We start from the raw sequence: 16,830 nt of genomic DNA, 5'->3' as shown, positions 1-16,830 counted from the left end.
ATGAAGGAGTGAACGAAAGTGTTAGGAAATTTTGTAATTGCTGCCGCTGGCGGTGTTAGTCAGTATTCAACGATCATTATTTTAGTGATCTTTTTAGCCTTGATGTATTTCTTAATGTTGCGGCCACAACAAAAGCAACAAAAGAAGCACAAGGATATGATGAGTGACTTAAAGAAGGGTGACCACGTTGTGACGATTGGTCGCCTGCATGGTGTCATTGATGAAATCAACGATGCTGATAAGACCGTTACCTTGGACTGCGATGGGATCTACTTGGTCTTCGATTTACGGGCCATCTCAGCGGTTACGGCACAAGGGCCAGCCGCTGTTACGGCGCCCGCTGCTGCTGCAACGAGTGAAGCAGCTAGTGACGACCAACCTGCTGAAAGTGCCGCTGATGATTCTGCTGACACGGCCGACAGTGCAGCAGCTGACGACAGTGCTGACAAGGACGACGCAGCTAAATAAGTTTAGAGTGACTCACTGGCAACGAGTTTGACGGTGAGTTAGGAGACTGACGCAATCTGGGTCAGTCTTTTTTGTTTCGCTAAACTGGACGTTGCCTCGCCTCCGGGATGGTGAAAATGGGTCGGGACGCGGTGGGCGGACGTCCAGAGCCAAAGGGCGGTCTCTGAACTTGCCCTTAAGCCTCAAAAATCGAGTCTTAAGCGCACCAATTTTCTAAGCGGTCACCGCTTAGAAAATTCCCACGGCTGAGCCCATTTTCACTATCCCTGCGGCTAACATCCAGTTAGCGAGGTGTCCCTGGGGCTATTTGTTTCCAAGCACAACCAGGCTGGCGCCATCTCTGACATCCTCCGATTGTGACCACATTGACGATGCAACTTGATGGTTATGATGGCGGAATCCTGATTTTTGTTATTCGTAGAATGCGGCCTCTACTTACTACTAATGTAATTTTGGCCAATTCTGTCTCATTCTTTTATGGGATATTAGCAATGATTAGGTCAGTCCCGAATCGATTGTGGAAATGATGTCTTATAAATGGCGGATATTCGGGTGTAGCTGCCGATTGAAATGTGGGTTACCAGTTTGAACGATGACTTTACTAAGCGATAACTTGTGATTGAAAAGGACGAATCTCATGGTAAAAGAATTTAGGGAATACCAAGGTTAGTGATCAGTATTAGTCGCAGGTCAAAATTAAGTTCTGAAGGTTGGAAGGTTTAAAACACCCATCATGACTGTTGCAGCAACGATACTGAGACTAAAATTAGGCAGCGTCGTCTAAACCAGCCGGCTTACCGTTCACCAAATTTAGGCTGGAACGCAGTGGGTAGGACGCCGCCAGCCTGAGAAGCGGTTCCCACAGCAGCCGGAATCTCTGGCAGCCGCAGGTGGTGATTTTCGACTAATTTTGTGGATTAAATCTCTGTTAACTGGTCCTTTCTAGATGTACTTGAACTTTCAACATTCAGTTAAGTTGCTAACCCAGCGATAATTTTAGTTGTGGACAAACACGCGTTCGATTATAATTTAGGAAAGCCTATGCCATACTGGGAGGTGGCTACGATGCAACCGGCAGCTAAATTTACACAACGCAAGATTATCCACGTCGATATGGATGCCTTCTACGCGTCCATTGAGGAGCGTGACCATCCAGAATTTAAGGGCCACCCCCTGATTGTGGCGCAAGATCCACGTAAGACGGGTGGTCGGGGCGTCGTGACCACCGCTAATTATATTGCCCGGAAGACTGGGGTTCACTCAGCGATGAACGCCAATGAAGCACTGAAACTGTGCCCAAACGCGATCTTTAAAACACCGGACTTTCCGCGATACCGCAAAGTTTCCGACCAAATTCACGCCATCTTTCACGAGTATACGGATAAGATCGAAACGGTGGCCTTCGATGAAGCCTATCTGGACGTGACTGAGAACAAGCATCACCTACATTCCGCAGTACAGGTTGCTCACGCAATTCAAGCTGAGATCTTTGATCAGACGCATCTGACCTGCTCGACTGGAATTTCCTACAGCAAGTTCTTAGCGAAGGAAGCCTCTGACTTTCGTAAGCCAGCAGGGGTCTGCGTGATCCTACCCGAGGACGCTCATGATTTCTTAATGGCATTGCCAATCGAACGCTTTCGCGGGGTGGGGAAGAAGACGGTTCCCAAGATGCACGATTTGGGAATTTTAAATGGTGCGGACCTCTACGAGCGAAGTCAGCTGACGTTGATTCACGACTTTGGTAAATTCGGCTACATCCTCTATCAGCGAGTCCGCGGTATCGATGAACGACCGGTCGAGTATCAACGTGAGCGCAAGTCAATCGGTAAGGAGCGGACGTATGGACCACCCCTGACGACGACCGGCGAGGTGGAGAGTCAGCTCCAGCGGCTGGCCGAGATGGTTGCTGTGACCGTGAAGCAGAAGCAACGTCACGGCAAAACCTTGGTCTTAAAGCTGCGAGATAGTGAGTTTAAGACGATTACCAAACGGGTGACGCGGCCAGACTTCATTGCCAATGATGCAACCACCTACTATGAAATGGCTTTAGAAATTTATCAAAGTGTGGCCAGTAGCGATGAACAGGTGCGGCTGCTAGGGATTACTCTGACGGGATTGGCACCGCAAACATTCGAAGAGCTGCGGCTGCCCCTGTTTGACCCAGACCAGTCGCACTGAAAGACTTCCTTTGAAATTGCCCCGTAAAACTTGTATACTAAAACGCGGTAACGACGCAATTGCGTTGGTAAATCGGATAGAAAATAGGTGAACACCCATGGCTATAGAAACTGCCATTTTAGAAGAAATCAAAAAATATCAAACAATCATGATTCACCGCCATCAGCGGCCGGATCCCGACTGTATTGGGGCCCAGTTAGCACTACGAGCCATCCTACGGGCGAGCTTCCCCGACAAGACCGTTTACGCGGTTGGTAAGCACTACCCTGGCTTCGACTGGATGGGGCAAGCGGATCAGGAAGTTCCTGATGATGTCTACAAGGACGCCTTAGTCATCGTTGTGGATACGGCTAACCAGCCACGAGTCGACGATGAACGCTGGTCAACGGGTAAAGCCGTTGTTAAGATTGATCATCATCCTAACGAGGACGCCTTCGGTGACTTACAATGGGTCCTGGACCAAGCTTCCAGCACGTCTGAGATGTTATACGACTGGTTCGCAGCGAACGAAGCTGAGCTGACCATGCCTGATGATGCGGCGCGCTTACTCTACGCTGGCATTGTGGGGGACACTGGTCGCTTCATGTATCCGGCAACCACGGGGAACACGATGGCGGTCGCTGGTAAATTGATGGGGTACAACTTCTCAGCGACCGAGGTCAACCAGGCCGAAGATGAAGTTTCACCGGCCGTGGCGAAGTTGTCCGCTTATGTTTATCAAAATTTGGAAATCTTACCTAGTGGGGCCGCTTATCTCAAATTGAGTGATGAGGTCGTAGAACCCTTTGGCTTGGGCAAAGGGGATTCGACCTCTGCCATCGTGCCATTGCCTGGTAAGATTACGTCAGTAGTGGCTTGGGCCATTTTCGTTGAATCCAAGGACCACACGTACCGCATTCGGTTGCGGTCGAAGGGACCTTCCATCAACGGTTTGGCAAAGAATCATGGTGGGGGCGGTCACGCCTTAGCCAGTGGTGCTGGTGCCAAGGACCAAGTTGAGATCGATCAAGTGATCCACGAGCTCGATGAGTTAGTGGCGAACGCTAAAGGAGAAAATGAATGACCGAAAACTTTAAAGCTTTCAACTTGCAACCGTATTTAATGACGGCCTTGCAAAAGATTGGGTTCACGGAACCCACTGCCGTTCAGGCAAAATTGATTCCCACCATTGCTTCGGGTAAAGATGTGGTCGGCCAATCCCAAACTGGGAGTGGGAAGACGCATACTTTCCTGTTGCCCATTTTCAACCAGTTAACTTCTGAAAACCAGGTTCAGGCTGTTATCACGACACCTAGCCGGGAGCTGGCTTATCAAATTCACGCGGCTGCTGAACAATTGGCTGCCGAAGCACCATTTGAAATCCGTATCGGGAACTACGTTGGGGGGACCGACAAACAGCGCCAAGTGAACAAACTGCGGCACTACCAACCCCAACTGATCATCGGGACACCAGGGCGGGTGTTAGATTTAATCCAATCCCAGGCCTTAGATGTCCACACCACGCGGCAATTCGTTGTCGATGAAGCAGATATGACGTTAGACCTTGGATTCTTAGATCAAGTCGACAAGATTGCCGGCCGGATGCCTAAAGACTTACAGATGATGGTCTTCTCCGCCACGATTCCACAACGGCTCGATCCGTTTTTGCGGAAATACATGAACCATCCCGTTGTTGAAGAAATTCCAACGAGTACGATTATTTCTCCAACCATCGATAACTGGCTGATCTCCACGAAGGGTCAAAACCGTAACCAACTGATCCTACAGTTGATCACGATGGGTGAACCTTACTTGGTTCTGATCTTTGCCAATACCAAGACGCGGGTCGAACAGATCAACGACTTCTTAAAGGCCCAGGGCTTAAAGGTTGCCATGATTCACGGGGGCATCAAGCCACGGGAACGGAAGCGGGTTATGCGTGAAGTCAAAAACTTGCAGTATCAATTCGTGGTTGCCACTGATTTGGCTGCCCGTGGAATCGATATTGAGGGGATCTCTCACGTTATCAATGATGATATTCCAGAAGATCTCGACTTCTTTGTTCACCGGGTTGGCCGGACGGGACGGCAGGGGATGCCAGGAACGGCCATCACGCTGTACTCACCAGATGAAGAAGCCAAGATTTCCGAGATTGAAGCTATGGGCATCAAGTTCCAGCCTAAGCGTATCAGCAACGGTGAGATTGTGGATTCTTACGACCGGAACCGTCGGACAAAACGAAACAAGAGTACGGAGAAGCTTGATCCATCACTGATCGGTTACGTGATGAAAAAGAAAAAGAAAATTAAGCCTGGCTATAAGCACCAAATTAAGCAAGAAATTCACCGACGGAAAGACCAGGAGAAGCGGATTGCGGCACGTCAAAGCGCCCGCAACGAACGGAAGCGCCGCAAGCGCGAATCAGACCGTTACCAATAAACTTACCTTTTGCCGCCTACGGCAACCAGGGATTCCGCCGCTGTGGGGAACGCTTGCAGCCAAAGAGCGGGCTTCCAGCTCGATTTGAAACCTCGTCAAAGGCAGACGAGTTTCCAAATACGTCCCACGCTGTAAGGCCGAGGAAAAACATCCCGGCCTAACAGCGTTGTCACGGCAGGCTACATCCCTGGTTGCCTTCGGCTAAGTCAACTTTAGTGGTAGACGTTTGTTGCGTGAAACCACAGTTTGATACGAGAAAGCTTCCAATGGCGTGATCTGAAAAAATGTCAGCTAACGCCAGCTCCCGGCTAATGATCACTACGGGCTGTTGGGCTCCCTCGTGAGCACAATAAGCTCATGCTCGGATATGAATTTCTTGCGAGTGTGACGATTGAATGCTGTCTTAGCCGGAGGAGGCCAGGGATGGAGTCCGGCCGTGACAATGGCGTTAGGACGGGTGTTAGCTTTTCCCCGCTCTTACGCCATGGGATGTGGTTGGAAACTCGCCTGAACCTGGCGAGGTTTCAAGCCAAGGTGAAATACCGTTTCTTAGGATTTCACCGGTCCCCACAGCAGGCGGAATGCCTGGCAGCCGTAGGCGAACAGCTCTCGAACGTCCGCCCTCAGCGACCCGAACCATTTTCACTAACCCAGGGTAATGGTCACACAGCGTTAATAATCGTAAACCTTGATTGACAAGGCGACGGTTGCCACCTATAATTTCTAATGGACAATTAAATATCATTCGAGGACATACCGTAACTCACCGATTTTCAGAAACGTTTTGGTTGCTGTGAAAAACGATTCGGTTGGTTACTGGCGCTCCCTCAGCTACATCGCGACTCAGCGTTATGAGTTTAAGAGGTAAACGATTAAAACATCGTTGCAAGTAAAGTGGTACCGCGCTTCGGCGTCTTTACGGGCAACGGTGTTTTTTATACTTTTTTGGAGGTATTAAGAGATGAAAGACCTAACTAGTAGTCAGATTCGCCAGATGTACCTGGACTTTTTTAAGTCTAAGGGCCATACCATTGAACCCAGTGCATCATTAGTTCCCAAGGATGATCCATCGTTGCTATGGATCAACTCCGGGGTTGCCACGATGAAGAAGTATTTCTCCGGCCAAGTGGTTCCTGAAAATCCACGATTGACCAGTTCACAGAAGAGTATTCGGACCAACGATATCGAAAACGTTGGGAAGACTGCCCGGCACCACACGTTATTTGAAATGCTTGGGAACTTCTCCGTTGGGGATTACTTTAAGACGGAAGCCATCAATTGGGCGTGGGAATTGCTCACGTCTCCAGATTGGTTCGGTTGGGATCCAGACAAATTGTTTATGACAGTTTATCCAAAGGATACCGATGCCAAGGCCGCCTGGGAGGCTGCTGGGGTTGCTCCTGACCACATCATTGCCGTGGAAGATAACTTCTGGGACATTGGTGAAGGTCCTTCTGGTCCCGACTCCGAAATTTTCTATGACCGTGGCGAATCCTTTAACAATCTGGCTGATGACGATCCTGAGAACTATCCTGGTGGCGAAAATGAGCGTTACCTCGAAGTCTGGAACATCGTGTTCTCCCAGTTCAACCACGAACCGGATGGTACGTACAAGCCACTGCCTCGGAAAAACATTGATACAGGGATGGGTCTCGAACGAGTCGTTTCCATTTTCCAAAATGCCAAAACCAACTTCGAAACCGACTTGTTTCTGCCAATCATCGAAAAGACAGCAGAGCTCAGTGCTGGTAAGAAGTATGGTGCTAACCACGAAGATGATGTGTCCTTCAAGGTGATTGCTGACCATGCGCGGGCCATTACATTTGCAATTGGTGACGGCGCCTTGCCTGGAAATGAGGGTCGGGGCTACGTTATCCGTCGTCTGATTCGGCGGGCCATTGTCAACGGCCAAAAGCTGGGGATCGAAGGGGCCTTCTTGGACCAATTAGTCCCAGTGGTCGGTAAGATTATGGAATCTTACTACCCAGACGTGCTCAAGCAAAGTGACTACATCGCCAAAGTCGTGCGTTCTGAAGAAGACCGTTTCGGTGAAACCTTGGACGGTGGGTTAAACTTACTGAACAGTCTGATTGCTGACTTGAAGAAACAGGGTGGCAGCCAAATCGCTGGTGCCGATGCTTTCAAACTCTATGATACGTATGGTTTCCCTGTTGAATTGACGGAAGAATATGCTGACGATCAAAATATCACGGTCGATGAAGACGGCTTCAAGGCAGAAATGCAGAAGCAAAAAGACCGTGCTCGTAACGCTCGTGGCAAGCAAAAGGCCATGGGCTTACAACACGACCTCTTAATCAATGTCACGACACCTAGCCAATACGTGGGATACACGCAGCTTGAAACGAAGAGCAAATTGACTGAATTGGTCGTTGATGATGAATTAGCCGATGAAGTAACGTCGGGGACGGCCGAAGCCATGTTTGACACGACGCCGTTCTACGCCGAAATGGGTGGCCAAGTGGCCGACAAGGGGGATATCTATGACCTTGACGGTAACGTGGTGGCTCACGTGGCCGACGTGCAACACGCACCAAACGGGCAAAATCTGCATACGTTAACGGTAGTTGCTCCCTTGAAGAAGGGCACAACCTACGAGTTAAAGGTTGACGCTAAGTTCCACAGTAAGGTCGAAAAGAACCACACCGCGACCCACCTGCTGGATAAAGCTTTGCGTGAAGTCTTTGGTGAGCACACCCAACAAGCAGGTTCTTTGGTTGAAGGCGACTACTTACGGTTTGATTTCACCCACTTCGGACAGGTCGATCCTGCTGATTTGGCTAAGGCCGAAGCCATCGTCAACGAAAAGATCTTTGCAGAACTGCCAGTTACGACGGTGGAAACGGATATCGAATCCGCCAAGAAGATGGGTGCCATCGCACTCTTTAGTGAGAAATACGGTAAGGTTGTTCGAGTTGTCAGCGCTGGCGATTTTGTCACTGAATTCTGTGGGGGGAATCACGTCAAGAACACCAATGAAATTGGGCTGTTCAAGATTACCTCAGAATCCGGCGTTGGTGCCGGGGTACGACGGATTGAAGCCGTTACCTCAGCCGCAGCCTACAGCTACTTGCAGGGCCGCAGTGAGATTTTGGATGCCGTTGCTGGCGATTTAAAGGTCACTCAGGACGCTGAAGTGGAGCAAAAGGTTACGAGCCTGCAAGCGCAGGTGAAGAGCTTAGAGCAGAAGCAAGCAGCCTTAGAAGGCAAGTTAGCCAGTCAGGAAGCCAGTGCGGTCTTTGACCAAGTGACTGAAGCGGGTGACTACAAACTGATCAGTGGGACGGTTCAAGTCTCCAAGATGGATCAGTTGCGGGCCTTAGCGGATACGTGGCGTGAGAAGGCACTCTCCGATGTCCTGGTACTGGGTGCCGAAGTCAATGGTAAGGCTAACCTGATCGTTGCGGTTAGTGCTGACAAGCAAAAACAAGTCAAGGCTGGCGATCTGATCAAGGCTATTTCACCAAAAATCAATGGTGGTGGTGGCGGTCGGCCAAACCTAGCCCAAGCCGGCGGAAAGAACCCAGCGGGACTACCAGATGCCATGACTGCAGCCGTGGAATGGTTGGAGAAGCAATAGAGTATAGAATAGAGTGCGGAACAAGGCGGTTAGACTCTGAGCATTAACGTCAATAAGGATAAAATCCCGGGTTTGGATTTTGTCCTTATTGGGGTTAAGCGCAGGAGTCTGCCTTGTGGAGCACGTTTCGGCTATGTGAAATGAGAGACGGGCTCCAATCCAAATGAAAAATAAGGGTTTGGATTTTGTCCTTATTGGGGTTAATGCGCAGGAGTCTGCCTTGTGGAGCACGTTTCGGCTATGTGAAATGAGAGACGGGCTCCAATCCAAATGAAAAATAAGGGTTTGGATTTTGTCCTTATTGGGGTTAAGCGCAGGAGTCTGCCTTGTGGAGCACGTTTCGGCTATGTGAAATGAGAGACGGGTTTTAAGCCAGATGAAAAACAAAGATCTCGGCTTTTGCCCTAAATAGGATATGCGTGTAGAAGCCTATCTGTAAATCACGTTCCCGATTTCACTCAAATTACAGGCGAATGCAGAGCGTCATAGCGTTTCATCGAGGGAGCGGTCCGTTATGGGCGGCTCCCTTGATAACGGCAGTATTACGAATAGATTACATTGGGTGTCGGTCGTTGTAGTTTGCCGAATTATCGAGTAAAATTGAGGCTAAGTGAGGAAGTACGGGGGTGTTTTATAGTGAGTTCATTAGACAAAACGATGTATTTCGACTTTGGCGCTAACCAGCCAAAGGACGTCCATGATACACTGGTAACAGTTTATCAAGCACTAGAAGAAAAGGGTTATAACCCAATTAATCAGATTGTCGGGTACCTACTATCGGGCGATCCTGCGTACATTCCGCGTATCAATGATGCACGGAACCTGATTCGCAAGCATGAGCGCGACGAGATTATTGAAGAGCTGGTTCGTGTTTATCTTAACCAGAATGGACCGGTGAAGCCTTCATGAAGTTAATGGGGTTGGATGTTGGTTCGCGAACGGTTGGTATTGCCATTAGCGATGCCTTGGGTTGGACGGCTCAGGGTATCGAAATTATTCGAATTGACGAGGAGTCAGAGATCTTTGGACTGGATCGTGTGGCCGAATTGGTCGCCGAACACGACGTTGATGGTTTTGTCGTGGGCCTGCCCAAGAATATGAACAATTCGTTAGGCCCGCGGGCCGCGGCTTCTAAGCGGTACGGGGAGATGCTAACGGCGCGATTCCATTTGCCCGTTGACTTCGAAGACGAACGGTTGACAACCGTAGAGGCGGAGCGTATGTTAGTGGAACAGGCTGACACATCACGCCGTAAGCGAAAAAAAGTAATTGATAAATTAGCAGCCGGGTTAATTCTGCAGAACTATTTAGATCGGCAGGGTAAATTAACCCGAGAAAAGTGAGGTTTCCCATGAACGAAGACCAAGAACAAATCACATTAGTTGATGAAAACGGTGACGAAGAGTTATACGATGTCCTGTTTACCTTTGAATCTGACGATTTTGGTAAGTCATACATTTTGATTTACCCAGCCGGTAAGAGCGAAGACGAGGAAGTTGATATCCAAGCCTACGCTTTACCAGCTGACGATGATCCAGCTAACCCATCCGGTGGCGACCTGCAATTGATCGAATCCGATGATGAATGGGATATGGTTGAATCCGTATTAAACACCTTCTTAGCAGACGGGACGATTGATCCCAACGCTGGCAAACAAGGCTAGTCAAATTGATAAGATGAAAGGGCGGAGACTTCCGCTCTTTTTGTTTACCATGAATCCACCGACAGTTACTGGAAAGATTATAAAGAAGCGGGCCACAAAGCGTGCAACGGAGTGACTAGTAATGGTAAAATAAAGTATTGTGCATTGTGAGCGTTGATTCGCCATTGAATAGCCAGCTTACTAGGTGGCACCGATGGCGCATGAGTATGCAAAAATAGCAGGGGGAATGAGAAATGACGGAACAGACGCACCGCTTCAAAGCCGTCATCGCCGGAAAAACCTACACAATTGTGGGCCAGACCTCCGATGAACATATGCGAGCGGTTACTGAAGTTTTGAATCAACAATTTACGCAATTAAAGCAGTTATCACCTAATCTATCTAAGGAAGATGCCGCTATTCTGATGGCCTTCAATGCGGTCTCAGATCAGTTGAAGATGGCATCTACGGCGGACGTAGCGGCGAGTCAGGCGGCAGAGACGCCAGATGCAGCGGCTGGTTCAGCGAGCGCACCGGAAACGGAGGGCTAGTTTGGTCTTAAGTCTAATTATTTTGGTAGTTTTGATCTTCGGGTTTCGCCGTGGCTACCGTCGTGGGTTGGTCTTGCAGGTGCTCAATACGATTGGCTACATTATCGTCTGGCTAGCAGCACGGTTCTTAGCGAAGCCTTTAGCAACGGGCATTGGTCAGTTCATTGGCAATCTGTCGTTGGACAGTTCGGCGAGTGCGGTCACGGCCGCCCAGAGTAGCAGTTTCTTCTTAAATGGGATTGCCTTCTCTGCCATCCTGACGGTGGGTTTTTTCATCGTTCATCGCGTGGCGTACGGCCTCAATAAGGTCACCTGGTTACCAGTCGTTCATCAAGTAAACTCGCTGGCCGGGGGTCTGATCAATCTGGTCATTCGTTACGTGGTGATCTTTCTAATTTTAAATCTGATGATCCTGTTACCAGTTAAGGGATTTCAAAACAGTTATCAAGCGTCACCAGTTGCTCAGTGGATCGTGAAGCAAACGCCGGTCCTCTCGAAGCAAGTCTATAACTGGTGGCTGACAGAACATTAATTCTGACGACTCGTTAGAGAGGAGCGTCCTATGAATCAAAAAACATTAAAAATTATGGAGTATGACCGCATCAAGCAGGCGCTTCGCGGTTATTTAGTCTCCGCCGCTGGGCAACACGAACTCAATCAGCTCCAGCCCACGGCCGACGTGAAGCAACTCCAGATCTGGCTCGATGAGACTCGAGATGGCGCGGATATTTACCGCTTAGAGAATGGGATTCCACTGCCAAAATTAGACGACATTCGACCACATTTACACCGGTTAGCCATGGAAGCCGCCCTGAATGGTCTCGAGCTGGCTCAGATCAGCCGGGTCCTCTGGACGACCAGTTCCGTGGTAAAGTTCTTCCGTGATTTGGCAGACAAAGAAATCGATTTACGCCGGTTGAACCGAGTGGTTAAGGAACTCGTAACCTTACCCGACGTGACCCGTCGTTTACGGACCTCACTGGAAGGTGATGGCCATATTACGGACGAAGCCTCACCAGCATTACGTCAGATTCGCCAACACATCACCCAGACGGAGGCAGCCATCCGAACCACGATGGACCAATATACCCGGGGCAAGGACGCCAAGTACCTGAGTGAGACTATCGTGACCATTCGGGATGACCGCTATGTGATTCCAGTACGAGCCGAATACAAGCAACGCTTTGGCGGCATTGTTCACGACCAGAGTGCTAGTGGGCAGACCCTGTTCATTGAGCCGCAGGCGGTTGTGGGCTTAAATAACCGATTGCGGCAGAATCAAATGGATGAACGGCACGAGGAGCAACGAATTCTCGCTGAGTTGACGGCTTTGTTGGCACCTTATCAGGATGAAATTCTCCGCAACGCTGAGTTACTCGGTCACTTTGACTTTATCAATGCCAAGGCCCGCTATGCCCATCAATTGAAGGCGAGTGAACCGAAGCTTTCACTAGATAATCAGGTGAACTTGCGACAAGCACGGCACCCGTTGATCGACCAAAAGAAAGTTGTCGCCAATGATATTACAATTGGCCGTGACTACAAGGCCATTATCGTAACGGGACCTAACACCGGTGGGAAGACGATCACGCTGAAAACGCTAGCGCTGGTCCAGTTGATGGGACAGTCAGGATTATTTATTCCGGCTAATGAAAACAGTGTAATCGGCGTCTTCGATGACATCTTTGCCGATATCGGGGATGAACAATCCATTGAGCAGAGCCTGAGTACCTTCTCTGGACACATGGAAAACATCGTCGCTATTCTCCAGCAAGCCGATGAACGCAGCCTGATTGTTGTCGATGAATTGGGTGCTGGGACCGACCCTCAAGAGGGGGCTGCCTTGGCCATTGCCATTCTGGATGAGATTGGCACGCTGGGTAGCTACGTGATGGCGTCGACCCACTACCCTGAACTGAAAGCTTATGGGTACAACCGGCCAGATACCATTAACGCCAGTATGGAGTTTAACGGCGAAACTTTAAGGCCGACCTATCATTTGCTGATCGGGATTCCTGGTCGGAGTAACGCACTGGATATCGCTTCACGGTTAGGCATGCCAGCCCAAGTCATTGATGCGGCTCGCGGACTGACCGATCAAGATAGTCAAGATTTGAACGCAATGATCAGTGATTTAACTGAGCAGAAACGTCATGCGGATCGCGATGCGGCTGAATTACAGACGCAACTGGAGGAAGCTAAGACACTTCACGATCAGCTCCAGAAACAATTCGAACAGTACCAGCACCAGAAAGATCAGCTCATGTTGGATGCTAAACGCGATGCGAACCGCTTGGTTGATGAATCCCGAAAACGGGCTAATCAGATCATTGCGGACATTCGCAAGAAGCAATTGGCAGCGGGCCAGAGTGTCGTCAAAGAAGACGAATTAATTTCCGCACAAGGGGCTTTGAATGCCCTGCAACAGGATACCAAGCTCAAGAAGAATAAAGTCTTGCGGCGTGAGAAGGCCAAGCTCGACTTCCACAAGGGCGATAGCGTTCTCGTGAAGTCTTATGGTCAGATTGGAGTCTTAATGCAGCAGCTGGACGATAGTCACTGGGAAGTACAATTGGGTATTTTGAAGATGAAGATTGCCACTAACGACCTCGAAAAGGCTAAGGATTCCGCCAAGGGTAAGAAACAACCGCGGGCAACCGTTCGGCGGTCTGGTTCATCCGGTATGTCGCCAACCTTGGATCTGCGGGGTCACCGCTATGAAGAGGCCATGGCTGAAGTGGATCGTTACATCGACTCTGCGCTACTGGCAGGTTACCCATCCGTGACGATCATTCACGGGAAGGGAACCGGGGCTCTGCGTAAGGGTGTGACCGATTATCTAAAACGCAACAATCGAATCAAGAGCTTTGGCTTTTCACCCGCCAATGCTGGGGGCGATGGTTCCACGGTCGTGCGGTTTAAATAGTCCGGCAATTAAGTTGCAAGCAATTTAGTTGTGATTTTATCGGAGTCTGGTAGACTGATTATGAAGCAACGTGAACTGCTGCTGGTAGTTAAATTATGAATTTGATAGGGAGGCAATACAATGGTTACGGAAACAACGGACAAAACCTTTGAACAAGATACTGCTACAGGCGTTACTCTGACTGACTTTTGGGCAACGTGGTGTGGTCCTTGTCGGATGCAATCACCAGTAGTTGAACAATTGGCTGGGGAAATGGACAGCGTGACCTTTAACAAGATGGACGTTGATGCCAATCCCAACACGCCACAATCTTTTGGCATCATGAGTATCCCAACTTTGCTGGTCAAGAAGGATGGCGAAGTGGTCGATTCCATCGTGGGTTACCACTCTAAGGATCAATTAAAGAAGATTTTAGACCAGTACGTCGAAGCTTAAGACGTTGGTTAGAAAAGCGACTGCTATGGAGATGTCCGTAGCAGTCGTTTTGTCCAAATGGATAAGATATTGTGATATTAAAAAAGTGAAACCGCAAATGGGTTTCACTTTTGTCTATCGTTTTAGAAAATGGTAGCGTCTAGTCTTCGCTATCATTACCCTCGTCGGCTGGTTTAACCAAATCAATGGGTTGCGGCGCATCGTATTCTGGAATCACGTCATCCGGGTCCGTGTAGACATCAAAAGTGACGGCCTGATTCTTTAACTTATGACCAGTTTCTACCAGCTCCGCTTCGGTGATGATCCCCAACTGCTGTGCCATCATCTCAGCAAGAAAACCGGCTTCGAGGGTGAAGTCCGTATCGCCCACGACTTGGAGCCGAAGGCGGACGGGATCACCACTAAGCTGCCAGCGGGTCATGTGTGAGGTTTGTTTTTCTAGCGAGAGGGTCCCAAAACCAACTTGCTCGAAAAAAATGGCTGCGTCTTTAGGATTGCCGATTGGAAATTTCCGTGCGAGTGATTTGCCGGCCCAGTAACCAATGGCCCCTTTGTCCTCACCAAGCAACTCTGGAATGAGGGCGTCGCGAAGAATCATCTGAGGAAGATACTGAGCCCCCGCAGCATCATTCATGACGGTCTGGTATAAGTTTTTCAAAATAGTTGGCTCCTTTGTCCGAATTAATTTCTGAATTCATTATACCTTAAAGGTTGAGGGTTGTCGCCTGCGGTTGCCAGGGATTGCGCGTGTTGTGGGGACCGGTAAAAGTCCGTGAAGCATTCTTTCACGCTGATTTGAAATCGTAAAATTCTGCGGTTTCAAGCATATCTTGTGGTATAGAACTGGGAAAAATTAAGTGTCCGGTTTAACACCGTAGTCACGGCTAGACTACATCCTCGGGCATCTTGGGCTAGGTTAACTTTCAACCAATCAGTGGGCTGAATGACGAGAATTGACTCATCTTACTGTGATCGTCCGAGTAGTCGTAACAGAGCCAATAGCGCCTCGTTTAACACAATTAATCGTGATCATTAAGAAATGGGAAAAGTTTGGTGACTGAGAAATCAAGCGACTTTTTGAAAGGATGTTGATATTTTCACGGCAAGAAACTTGAATCCGCTTCATAAAAAGGCGATAATATAGGTTCAAGTAATTGAGAGGAGCGTTGATTCATGCAAAACAGTCCAATTGGGTTAATGGATTCTGGAGTCGGCGGCTTAACGGTATTAAAAGAAGTTCAACGGCTGTTGCCTACCGAAAAGACAGTCTTTTTAGGAGATCAGGCACGGTTGCCCTATGGTCCCCGCGATGCGGCGGAGGTCACGACCTTCACGCGTCAAATTGCCGGGTTCTTACAACGCCAGGCAGATATTAAAATGTTGATTATTGCCTGCAACACGGCGACGGCAGCAGCACTCACGACCATGCAAAAGGAATTGACCATCCCAGTCGTGGGCGTCATCGCACCGGGAGCCCGTTCAGCGGTGCAGGTCACGCAAAATCACCGAATTGGCGTGATTGCGACGACGGGAACGGTCAAGAGTGACCAGTATCGGGAAACAATTTTGGCAAAGGATCCTCACAACACGGTCTTTAGTTTAGCGGTTCAAAATTTTGTGGACTTGGTGGAGGCCAATGACTTAACGTCTGCCCACGCACAGTCGGTGGTTAGAGCCGGCTTGACACCATTGCTGGACAAGGATATTGATACCTTGGTCATGGGGTGTACCCATTTTCCCCTGTTACGGCCTTTAATTCAGGACGTCGTGGGACCAGAGGTGACCCTGGTCGATCCCGGCACTGCAACAGCTAACATGGCAACGGCCCTATTGGATTACTGGAACTTAGCCAATCCAAGCGGTGTCCAGCATCCAGCGGGCGATTATTTCACCACTGGTGACGTTGACCGATTTAACAAATTAGCCGATAATTGGTTAGAAGAGACGCCTGTCCGGGCGCACCATTTGCCTGTGGCGGCGTTGACCCAAACAACGGAGGTTGAATAACGAATGGAAAACACGATTGTCATTGCCACGAACAACGCCGGTAAGGCCCGCGAATTTCGCGCTATCTTTGAGCCTAAAGGGTTAACGGTGAAGACGCTGGCGGATTTTCCCAATCTCAAACAGGTTGTGGAGACCGGGACGACCTTTACCGAAAACGCCACGTTAAAGGCAACTGCGGTCGCGCACGAGACGCAATTGCCTGTGTTGGCCGATGATTCAGGTCTGATGGTCGATGCGTTAAATGGTGAGCCGGGCATCTATTCGGCGCGTTACGCCGGGGACCATGACGACGCTAAGAATAATGAGAAGCTATTGGCGAATTTGGAAGGCGTACCCGCCACGAACCGGGGGGCGGCCTTTCACACGGCACTGGTACTCATCAAGCCCGACGGTAAGAAGCTAGTGGCTACCGGCGAAGTCCGGGGCGAAATCCTAACAGCACCGCGCGGCCATGATGGCTTCGGGTACGACCCGTTATTCTATGTGCCAGAGGAACGGCTGACCTTCGCCGAGATGGGGCTGGCAACCAAGAATCAGCACAGTCACAGGGCCAAAGCTGTGGTGGCAATGCTACCACAGTTTGACGCCTGGTGGGAGGATTAGC

General features: G+C 49.6%; 15 protein-coding genes. 14 read left to right on the top strand and 1 reads right to left on the bottom strand.

The genetic code is table 11. The features are described 5' to 3' along the window. Positions 1 to 18 precede the first annotated feature (18 nt). The 12 genes from yajC (at position 19) to trxA (ending at position 14,219) form a co-directional block, all read left to right on the top strand. Positions 19 to 468: a preprotein translocase subunit YajC gene (yajC, locus tag ACKTSF_RS05425; protein ID WP_407887352.1), complete on the top strand. Its 450-nt coding sequence runs from the start codon at positions 19 to 21 to the stop codon at positions 466 to 468. Positions 469 to 1,533: 1,065 nt separating this feature from the next. Continuing rightward, positions 1,534 to 2,649, top strand: a complete 1,116-nt coding sequence (gene dinB, locus ACKTSF_RS05420; RefSeq protein WP_407887350.1) for a DNA polymerase IV — start codon at positions 1,534 to 1,536, stop codon at positions 2,647 to 2,649. A 97-nt stretch (positions 2,650 to 2,746) separates the two neighbouring features. Further along, positions 2,747 to 3,712: a DHH family phosphoesterase gene (locus tag ACKTSF_RS05415; protein WP_407887348.1), complete on the top strand. Its 966-nt coding sequence runs from the start codon at positions 2,747 to 2,749 to the stop codon at positions 3,710 to 3,712. Continuing rightward, positions 3,709 to 5,067 (top strand): DEAD/DEAH box helicase, encoded by a 1,359-nt coding sequence (locus ACKTSF_RS05410; RefSeq protein ID WP_407887346.1) that lies wholly within the window; start codon positions 3,709 to 3,711, stop codon positions 5,065 to 5,067. Before ACKTSF_RS05415 ends, ACKTSF_RS05410 begins: the two co-directional genes overlap by 4 nt. 961 nt (positions 5,068 to 6,028) lie before the next feature. Next, the gene (gene alaS, locus ACKTSF_RS05405) at positions 6,029 to 8,665 is read left to right on the top strand and encodes an alanine--tRNA ligase (RefSeq protein WP_407887344.1); all 2,637 of its coding nucleotides are present in this window, start codon (positions 6,029 to 6,031) and stop codon (positions 8,663 to 8,665) included. Positions 8,666 to 9,301: 636 nt separating this feature from the next. Continuing rightward, positions 9,302 to 9,574, top strand: a complete 273-nt coding sequence (locus ACKTSF_RS05400; protein ID WP_020088343.1) for an IreB family regulatory phosphoprotein — start codon at positions 9,302 to 9,304, stop codon at positions 9,572 to 9,574. Next, entirely contained in the window at positions 9,571 to 10,008 is a 438-nt protein-coding gene (gene ruvX / locus ACKTSF_RS05395; RefSeq protein WP_407887341.1) for a Holliday junction resolvase RuvX, read from the top strand. Before ACKTSF_RS05400 ends, ruvX begins: the two co-directional genes overlap by 4 nt. An 8-nt stretch (positions 10,009 to 10,016) precedes the next feature. After that, on the top strand, positions 10,017 to 10,328 hold the full coding sequence (locus ACKTSF_RS05390; protein WP_020088341.1) for a DUF1292 domain-containing protein: 312 nt from the start codon (positions 10,017 to 10,019) through the stop codon (positions 10,326 to 10,328). Between the two features lie 233 nt (positions 10,329 to 10,561). Further along, positions 10,562 to 10,858 carry a cell division protein ZapA gene (locus ACKTSF_RS05385; protein WP_407887339.1) on the top strand — a complete coding sequence of 99 codons (297 nt, stop codon included), beginning with the start codon at positions 10,562 to 10,564 and terminating at the stop codon, positions 10,856 to 10,858. Between the two features lies 1 nt (position 10,859). Further along, complete coding sequence (locus ACKTSF_RS05380; RefSeq protein ID WP_407887337.1) at positions 10,860 to 11,390, top strand: CvpA family protein; 531 nt, start codon at positions 10,860 to 10,862, stop codon at positions 11,388 to 11,390. A 30-nt stretch (positions 11,391 to 11,420) separates the two neighbouring features. Continuing rightward, entirely contained in the window at positions 11,421 to 13,784 is a 2,364-nt protein-coding gene (locus ACKTSF_RS05375) for an endonuclease MutS2 (protein WP_407887335.1), read from the top strand. 120 nt (positions 13,785 to 13,904) lie between these two features. Next, positions 13,905 to 14,219, top strand: coding sequence for a thioredoxin (gene trxA / locus ACKTSF_RS05370; RefSeq protein WP_407887333.1), 315 nt, complete (start codon positions 13,905 to 13,907; stop codon positions 14,217 to 14,219). Between the two features lie 139 nt (positions 14,220 to 14,358). On the opposite strand, the gene ACKTSF_RS05365 is transcribed toward trxA, so the two are convergent. Continuing rightward, positions 14,359 to 14,877, bottom strand: coding sequence for a YslB family protein (locus ACKTSF_RS05365; protein ID WP_407887331.1), 519 nt, complete (start codon positions 14,875 to 14,877; stop codon positions 14,359 to 14,361). A 515-nt stretch (positions 14,878 to 15,392) separates the two neighbouring features. Between ACKTSF_RS05365 and murI the strand changes: the two genes are divergently transcribed. Together murI and ACKTSF_RS05355 are read left to right on the top strand one after the other, a co-directional pair. After that, on the top strand, positions 15,393 to 16,226 hold the full coding sequence (murI, locus tag ACKTSF_RS05360) for a glutamate racemase (RefSeq protein ID WP_407887329.1): 834 nt from the start codon (positions 15,393 to 15,395) through the stop codon (positions 16,224 to 16,226). Between the two features lie 3 nt (positions 16,227 to 16,229). After that, a complete protein-coding gene (locus ACKTSF_RS05355) occupies positions 16,230 to 16,829 on the top strand; it encodes an XTP/dITP diphosphatase (protein ID WP_407887327.1) in 600 nt (199 codons plus the stop codon). The last annotated feature ends 1 nt before the right edge of the window (position 16,830 follow it).

It is taken from the genome of Levilactobacillus muriae (assembly GCF_045862015.1).
Lineage (GTDB): Bacteria > Bacillota > Bacilli > Lactobacillales > Lactobacillaceae > Levilactobacillus > Levilactobacillus muriae.
Note: the sequence above shows the minus strand (reverse complement) of the source record. Positions and strands in the feature narration are given on the sequence as shown.